We start from the raw sequence: 7,399 nt of genomic DNA, 5'->3' as shown, positions 1-7,399 counted from the left end.
GGCCATTCCGGCGCCGGTGGTTGATACCTGGGCAGGGCTGTCAGATTCGCTGGTCCAGAGAATGCCTTTCCGAGGGCGCGCGGCCGTGATGGTGTATGTACCATCCGCCCGCTGTGAGGTCAGAAGCACGGTCTGTGTGGCGTCATCCACTGCGGCCATGCCCGAAGGTGTTCCATCCACCCTGCCCAGCGGCGCCCCCGTCCTGAGATCGTGGATGACAGCCACTGTCGTGTCCGCTCCAGCAGGGTCAGCCCATTCCAGCACCACAAGACTTCCGGTTGACGGTCCGTAACTACCTTCGAACCGGGCGGCGGCTTCTCTACCGACACCAAAGGGGCCCGGACTCAGCTGCGCCGAGGTCCAAAGCGTCTCACTTGAGCCGCTGTCGATAGCGGAGAAGTTTTCCGCGGTGCCCTCCAAGGCGGTCCCGTGATGCTCATAAAGAGCCGTTCCGGCCGGCTCGTCAACGACTGCTCCGGATGCGGCGTCGAGTAACGTCGTGGGCGTTCGTTCGTTGGTCAGCGCTTTGGGTGTGTTAGCAAAAATCAGGCCGGTACCAGGGGACGGGCCGGGGACCTCCGTAGGCCCCCACAGGGGGACGCCGTCCGCGGCGGAGAAGGCCGTTGCAACAGTGGCGCTCACCCCGCCCGGCCCATTTCTGCGGGCGTCGGAATCCAGGATGACGATCGCTGCTTCGCCTCCGACCTGTGTTGGTACTGTTCCGACGCAGGAGGGGTTGGTGTCCACACGCCAGTCAGTCCCGCTGGCGTCGAAGCCGTAAAAGCTTAGTTGAGAGCGGCCATCCCGGGGGAAGGCGGAACCGATGAAGGTTCCCCCGACGACAAACGGGGTGGTGTCGGTCCGTACTTCTGAGGTGATATCAAAGCCTGGGATCAATCGTCCGCTGTGTGCTGAACCGGACACAGTCGTTGGCGGTTCGCCGACCTCGACAGGCTGAGCGCCGACCCGCTCAGTGACCGGCAAACAAGCTGACACGCCGAGCAAGGCAACCAACGAGATGCTGATCGAGGCGCCCATCCTAGTATGTATATACATTTAGAAGTTCACGGTAGCACGCCCTGTAAATCACCATCAGTCGCCAAGAACGGTTTCCTAACTTCATCTGGCGGACTCCAGTACTTGTCTCTTGTGGTGCCGAGGGAAAGCGGAAAGATGAAGACTGATGTGACCTTTCGTAGGGCAGGAAACCCGTTACTGTCAGGCATTTGACCGCGTACGACGAGAGATGGAGCAGCACGATCATCATGATGAATGGCGATGGTATGGACGGTATGGGATTGATGTGGTTCTTCGGACTGCTGGTGCTCGTGGGGGTGACCGTGTTGGGGGTCGTGTTGGTGAAGGCCCTCTCCGGCAAGTCCTCACACAATGCCGGTCCCGACACCCGGCCTGGGCGCGGCGTGGTCCCTGGCCGCCGGGGGACGGAAATCCTTGAAGGGCGTTACGCCCACGGGGAGCTGAGTACCGAGGAGTACCGGGAGCGGCTGAAGACCCTGGAGGAGGACGGCCAGTGAGCCCGCTGACCCGCCGTCAACTGCTGGCTCTGGGTGCCGTCGGTGCCGGTGCCACAGCGCTCGGCGGGGCAGGACTGTGGTGGACCACCAGCAACGATCCCGGATACACAGGCGATGAGGAGCTGGTCGAGCCCCCGGTGCTCTCCAGCCGCGACGGCGTGCTGGAACTGGATCTGGAGGCCGCCCCGGTGTGGGTCCAGGTTGGCGGGCGTGAAGCCTCTGTGCTGGCTTTCAACGGGTCCCTGCCGGGACCGACCCTGCGCGTGGCGCCCGGTGACACAATCCGGGTGGCGATGACGAACGGTCTGCGGGCTCCGACGAACCTTCACGTGCACGGGTTGCATGTCTCCCCTGAGGGCAACGGTGACAACCCGTTCCTGAGCATCAACCCGGGAGAGTCCTTCAATTATGAGTTCGTCCTGCCCGAAGGCCATCCGCCGGGCACCTACTGGTACCACCCGCACCGCCACGGCCATGTAGCCGATCAGGTCGCCGCCGGCCTGTATGGGGTGATCGTGGTGGAGGACCCCGAGCTGATTCCTGTGACCCGGGAGCGGGTCATGGTGGTCTCGGACCTGTCTCTGGATTCCTCCGGTAATCTCGCTGAGGCCGGCCGGATGCAGCAGATGATGGGCCGGGAGGGTGAGGTCGTCCTCGTCAATGGTCAGGTGCGCCCGCGCCTGGACGCCGCACCCGGGGAACGGGAGCGGTGGCGGATCGTCAACGCCTGCCCCTCCCGGTACCTGCGCCTGCAGCTGGAAGGCCAACAGGTCCGACTGCTCAGCCGCGACTTCGGGCGCCTGCCGACCCCTGAGAAGACCACAGAAGTGGTTATCGCCCCCGGCAACCGCATCGAGCTGCTCGTCGAAACCACCGAGGGCTCATCGGTCCTGGTCGCGGCGCCCGTAGACCGCGGCGGCATGGACGCCATGATGGGCAACGGCATGATGGGCGGCAACGGCAACAGGGAAGCGATCGAGCTCCTCACCCTCGAAGTGTCCGGCGATCCGGTGCAGACGCCCGAGCCCGTCCCGGCAGGCCCAGCGCTGCGGGATCTGCGCGGAGAACCCGTGACCGGTCGCCACACCTTGGACATGGGTATGACCGGCAGCATGGGCGGTGGAAACGGGATGGGCGGTGGTAGTGGTAGGGAGGCCACCATGATGGCTTTCACCATCAACGGCCGGGAGTTCGACCCCGCCCGGACTGATACCCCGGTGACGGCTGGGGCTATAGAGGAGTGGACACTTCTCAACTCCAGCCCCATGGACCACCCGATACACCTGCACGTGTGGCCGATGCAGATCATCGAGGACGGTGACCGCGACGTCTCCGCGCCGAGATGGCAGGACGTCGTCAACGTCCCAGCCAGGGGGCAGGTGAAAGTCCTTATCGCGTTCGAGGACTTTCCCGGACGAACCGTCTATCACTGTCACATCCTCGACCACGAGGACCAGGGCATGATGGGTGTCGTCGAAGCCCGTTAAGGCCGGGGCAGCCGTGAGGGCGATGTCGCTTCCTGAACCCCCAGCGTCTAACGGCCGCGGTGACATCAGACCTCAAGCACCGCCTCCGCCCCTCCCAGGATCAGCCCTGCGGGGCAGCGGAGGTGGGTTGGTGGGTTTCGTACATTCGTATCGCCACGACGAGGGCCGAGAGGGCGCTGATACCAGCTGCGACCCATACGGCCGCGTGGAGGCCCATGAGGTCGGCGATGATGCCGCCGAGGACGGCGCCAACGGCGTAGCCGAGATCGCGCCAGACGCGGTAGATACCCACGGCGCGTCCGCGCCAGGCTGGATGTGCGACATCGCCGATGACGGCCAGCAGGGTCGGGTAGACCATCGCGGTACCAGCACCGAGCAGTGCAGTGCCGGCAGCCCAGCCGCCGAAGCCGTCGCCGAGTGCGATGACCACCAGGGCGGCGGCCTGGGTGGCCATTCCACCGGTGATCAGGTGTTTGCGCCCGATCCGGTCCGAAAGCGCTCCGGTGACCAGTTGGCCAACTCCCCAGACCCCGGGGTAGAGGGCGAAGAGCAGCCCGATCTGGGCGACGGTCAGTTCGGCGGTGGCGAACAGTAGGGGGAACAAACCCCAGGAGAGCCCGAAGTTGAGGTTGTTGACCAACCCGGCCTGACTGGCCGAGGAGAGAGCGGGTTCTTTCAGGCTGGTCTGGGCGGCGATCTGCCGGTCGGTGAGTCGCGCGTGGAGGTGGTCGTGGAGGCCGTCAGCACGGGCCACGTGCTGGCCGGCGTCGAGTAGGGCGTGGCCGCGGGTCTCTTTGACGAATAACCCGGAGAGCAACAGCGCGATGGCCGTGTAGGCCAGTCCCAGCAGGAACGGCGCCGGCCTTAGACCGTATTGCTCGGCCAGGTACCCGGCCAGCAGGGAGGTCACGGCCACCGCCCCGTAGCCGGCGGCTTCGTTGAGTCCCATCGCGAGGCCGCGTTGTTTCGGGCCGACGAGGTCGATCTTCATGACCACGGTGGTGGACCACGTCAATCCCTGGTTGATGCCCAGCAGTATGTTGGCGGCCACGACCCAGCCCCAGTTCGGGGTGAAGATCAGCATCAGTGGGACCGGCAGGGCGAAGAGCCATCCGATGAGCAGGACGGGCTTGCGCCCGTAGCGGTCCGAGAAGGTTCCGGCGAAGTAGTTGGCGATCGCCTTTGTGATCCCGAACGCGGCGACGTAGGTGAAGATGAAGGTGTAGCCGGTGAGCCCGAACTCGGTCTCGGCCAGCAGTGGCAGCACAGTCTGCTGCTGACCGACCATGCCGCCGACCAAGGCGTTGATCGCCACCAGCAGGATGAACTGGGCGGCGTTGGGCCGCAGACCCAGACGCAGGGGGTGGTCGGTGGTACGAGGGCTCATGCCCCGACCTGTAAGTCCTGGCCGGCAACCCGTGCCCAGTCGTCTGCCCCGCCGGTGAGTACGCGCACATCGGTGCGCCCGGCGCGCTCGAGGATGCTGGCCGCGCCCATGGCCCGTTCGCCGTGGCCGCACATCACTACCACCGGGCCGTGCGGCACCTTCCCCATATCCTCCAGTAGCGCGCCGAGCTCGATGTTGTGGGCTCCGGGCACATGCCCGGAGCTGAACTCACTGGCCTGGCGGACGTCGAGAACTGCCGGGGACCCGGCGACCATCTCCTTCGCCTCCACCAGCGGCAGCGCGGCCGGGGCGCTGGCTACAGCCCAGGCGTCCATGCCTCCGGCCAGTTCCCCGGCAAGAGTGTCGAAGCCGACCTTGGCGGCTTCCCAGGCGATGTCGGCCGGATTTTGGTCGGGGCTACGGACGATGACCACCGGCCGGTCGGGGTCGGTCAGCCAGCCCAGCCAGGTGGCGAAGACCGGGCGCAGAGTGTTCGATAGCGCCCCGGGAATGTGCCCGGCAGCGAAGTCGGCTGCGGGCCGGGTGTCTACTACCTGCGCCCCTTCAGCCATCAGCTGCTGGACTTCAGCGGCGTCCAGTGCCGGCAGGGTTGGGGAGGTTCCCAGTATGGCCGGGCCGGAATGGTTAATCGCTCCCAGCCGCAGGAAATAGTCCGGGAACGTCCCCAACGACCCGAGCAGGGCTTCAACAAAGGCGTCTTCCCCTTCAACCTGCAGCAGGGGGTTGGTGGCCCGTTCGGCGCCGATAGTGCTTACCCGTTCCCCTCCGGCAGCCGAGGAGCAGAATGACCCGGCCCCGTGGGTGGGCCACACCGGGGTGCTGTCGGGCAACTCCATCAGACGCTGCAGCGAGTGGTACTGGGCTCTGGCCAGCGGCACTGTCTGGTCCGGGGACACCAGGTCGGTGCGCCCGGCCGTGCCGACCATCAGTGATCCTCCGGTGAAGACCCCCACCAGTCGGGGCCCTTCGTGCAACAGGTAGGACAGGTGCTCTGGGGAGTGCCCCGGGGTGGCCAGCGCCTCGAAGGTGAAGGAGCCCAAGTCTATGGTGTCCCCGTCCTTCATCCCAGTGGCGGCGAAGCCGCGTTCACCGATCTCGGGTGCCAGCACGGTGGCCCCTTCCGCCTCGGCCAGCTCCCGAACTCCGGAGATGAAGTCGGCGTGCAGATGGGTCTCCACAGCATAGGCAATGCTCAGCCCCCGACGGGCGGCCTCGGCGCGGACTTGACGCACGTCCCGTTCCGGATCCAGCACCAGTGCGCGCCCGCCGCCGATGTCGAGCAAGTACGTCGAGTTGCCTAGTCCTTCGTCGACGACCGGGATGAGGTTGAACTGGCTCATGGTTGTTCACTCCTGTGTCGTGGATTCCGCCGGTAGACGGGTACGCTAATATTCCATAAAAACATGGAATATTATCCTTCCACCACTATTACACAGATCTTTGGAGGATCAAGTGGGCGACCGGCAGAAGAAGAACGAGTTGTTCGACCAGCTCGCCCGGGTGGGCAAGGCCCTGGGCAGTGGTAAGCGTTTGGAGCTGTTGGACCTGCTGGCCCAGGGGGAGCGGAGCGTGGAGAACCTCGCGGCCGTGGCCGGGTTGGGACTGAGCACCGCGTCCGCCCACCTGCAGGTGCTCAAACAGGCTGGGCTGGTGGCCACCCGCAAAGAGGCGACGAAGGTCCACTATGCTCTGGCGGGTCTCGACGTCATGCGCCTTTACAGCCAGTTGCGCACGGTGGCCGACAGTCGGGTCGCCGGGGTTGAACGTGCTCGGGTGGACTACCTCGGCGGCGGCGGCAGAGCGGGCGCCGGCGAGCGACCTGTGGATCAGGAGGTCGGACGGGACGAGTTACTGGACCGCGCCGCCAGGGGAGCGGTCACCGTCCTAGATGTCCGACCGGCCGAGGAATACGCCGCCGCTCACATTCCCGGGGCCGTCTCGATACCGCTGGAGGATCTCCAGCATCGCCTCGAGGAATTGCCTATAGATCAGGAAGTGGTGGCCTACTGCCGTGGCGCATACTGTGTGCTCGCCTACGAGGCCGTTGACCTGTTGCGCTCTAAGGGCCGGGAGGCACGACGGCTGAAGGACGGCATGCTCGAGTGGCGCCTGACCGAGATGCCCGTAGACACCGGCCACGCCGCCTGAGTCCCATAAATGCGACTGTAGTACTAGTGTCCTGCGCCTGAAATTCACTGCGTAATGCTGGAATCGACGCCGAAGAATGCCACGCACTGGTCCCGGGCGAAGATGGCCGAGCGCTCGGGCCTCTCAAAGTCAACGATCGGGCGGATCTGGAAGTCTTTCAAACCAAGCCCCACCGCGCCGACGGGTTCAGGCTTCCCAATGACCCCTTCTTCGTGGAGAAGGTCTATGACGTCATGGGACTCTACCTGAACCCGCCCGAATTCGCTGTGGTGCTCTCCGTCGACGAGAAGTCCTAGGAGGGCAGCAGAACAGATCCTAGAATCAATCGGCCGACTTCTGAATCGAATTTCAGGCGCAGGACACTAGCACGTCGTTGGTGTCAAAAACGACCGATGCTGATACCTCGCCAGAAACGATGGAGGCGAAAGAGGAACACGTCGGTCATAAGGCAAGTACGAAACAATAGGTGCGGGTATGTGGGCTCATCGTAATTGAGGGTGTAGCCGGGGTCTGAAGCCGCCTGATTCGAGCAGGCTGCGGACAATGTAGTTTGTGAGGTTCCGAAATCCCAGAGCTGAGCCGCGGAGGTGCTCGAGGCGACCGTTGATGGCCTCCGTGGGCCCGTTGCTGGTGCCGGGGCGGTCGAAGAACGCGAGGACGTCAGCGGCACGCTGCTTCAATGTCCGGCCGACCCGCCGGATCTCGATGAGTGCAGCCGGAACGCCGCTGGTGACCGAGCCGATCACGGCCTGCATCATCTGCTTCCCCCGTGTCTTATTCGGTTCCCGGTAGGCGGCGACGATCCGCTGATAGATGCCCCA

The 7,399-nt window shown here is 64.8% G+C and carries 7 protein-coding genes and 1 pseudogene; 4 read left to right on the top strand and 4 right to left on the bottom strand.

Translation table 11 applies throughout. From position 1 onward, the window contains the following. Nucleotides 1-897 (bottom strand): hypothetical protein (locus BLS52_RS17960; protein WP_217636796.1); only part of this gene is annotated, 897 nt, incomplete at its 3' end. Nucleotides 898-1,226: 329 nt separating this feature from the next. On the opposite strand from BLS52_RS17960, the gene BLS52_RS17955 reads away from it, so the two are divergent. Both BLS52_RS17955 and BLS52_RS17950 read left to right on the top strand, forming a co-directional pair. Next, entirely contained in the window at nucleotides 1,227-1,535 is a 309-nt protein-coding gene (locus tag BLS52_RS17955) for an SHOCT domain-containing protein (protein ID WP_245702942.1), read from the top strand. After that, on the top strand, nucleotides 1,532-3,022 hold the full coding sequence (locus BLS52_RS17950) for a multicopper oxidase family protein (RefSeq protein WP_090588531.1): 1,491 nt from the start codon (nucleotides 1,532-1,534) through the stop codon (nucleotides 3,020-3,022). Before BLS52_RS17955 ends, BLS52_RS17950 begins: the two co-directional genes overlap by 4 nt. A 100-nt stretch (nucleotides 3,023-3,122) precedes the next feature. Here the strand turns inward: BLS52_RS17950 and BLS52_RS17945 are convergent, their stop codons facing one another. After that, nucleotides 3,123-4,409 (bottom strand): MFS transporter, encoded by a 1,287-nt coding sequence (locus BLS52_RS17945; protein ID WP_090588530.1) that lies wholly within the window; start codon nucleotides 4,407-4,409, stop codon nucleotides 3,123-3,125. After that, a complete protein-coding gene (locus BLS52_RS17940; protein ID WP_090588528.1) occupies nucleotides 4,406-5,770 on the bottom strand; it encodes an MBL fold metallo-hydrolase in 1,365 nt (454 codons plus the stop codon). The genes BLS52_RS17945 and BLS52_RS17940 overlap by 4 nt, the downstream gene beginning before the upstream one ends. A 112-nt stretch (nucleotides 5,771-5,882) precedes the next feature. Here BLS52_RS17940 and BLS52_RS17935 point away from each other — a divergent pair, with 112 nt between their 5' ends. Both BLS52_RS17935 and BLS52_RS18935 read left to right on the top strand, forming a co-directional pair. Further along, nucleotides 5,883-6,578 carry an ArsR/SmtB family transcription factor gene (locus BLS52_RS17935; RefSeq protein ID WP_090588533.1) on the top strand — a complete coding sequence of 232 codons (696 nt, stop codon included), beginning with the start codon at nucleotides 5,883-5,885 and terminating at the stop codon, nucleotides 6,576-6,578. A gap of 57 nt (nucleotides 6,579-6,635) precedes the next feature. Then, nucleotides 6,636-6,871: pseudogene (locus BLS52_RS18935) on the top strand (IS630 family transposase); the annotation flags it as partial. 189 nt (nucleotides 6,872-7,060) lie between these two features. Here the strand turns inward: BLS52_RS18935 and BLS52_RS17925 are convergent. Further along, nucleotides 7,061-7,399: transposase (locus BLS52_RS17925; RefSeq protein ID WP_139186293.1), on the bottom strand; the 339-nt coding region annotated here is incomplete at its 5' end.

The sequence above is a fragment of the Arthrobacter subterraneus genome, assembly GCF_900099735.1.
GTDB classification, from domain to species: Bacteria; Actinomycetota; Actinomycetes; order Actinomycetales; family Micrococcaceae; genus Arthrobacter_D; species Arthrobacter_D subterraneus.
Note: the sequence above shows the minus strand (reverse complement) of the source record. Positions and strands in the feature narration are given on the sequence as shown.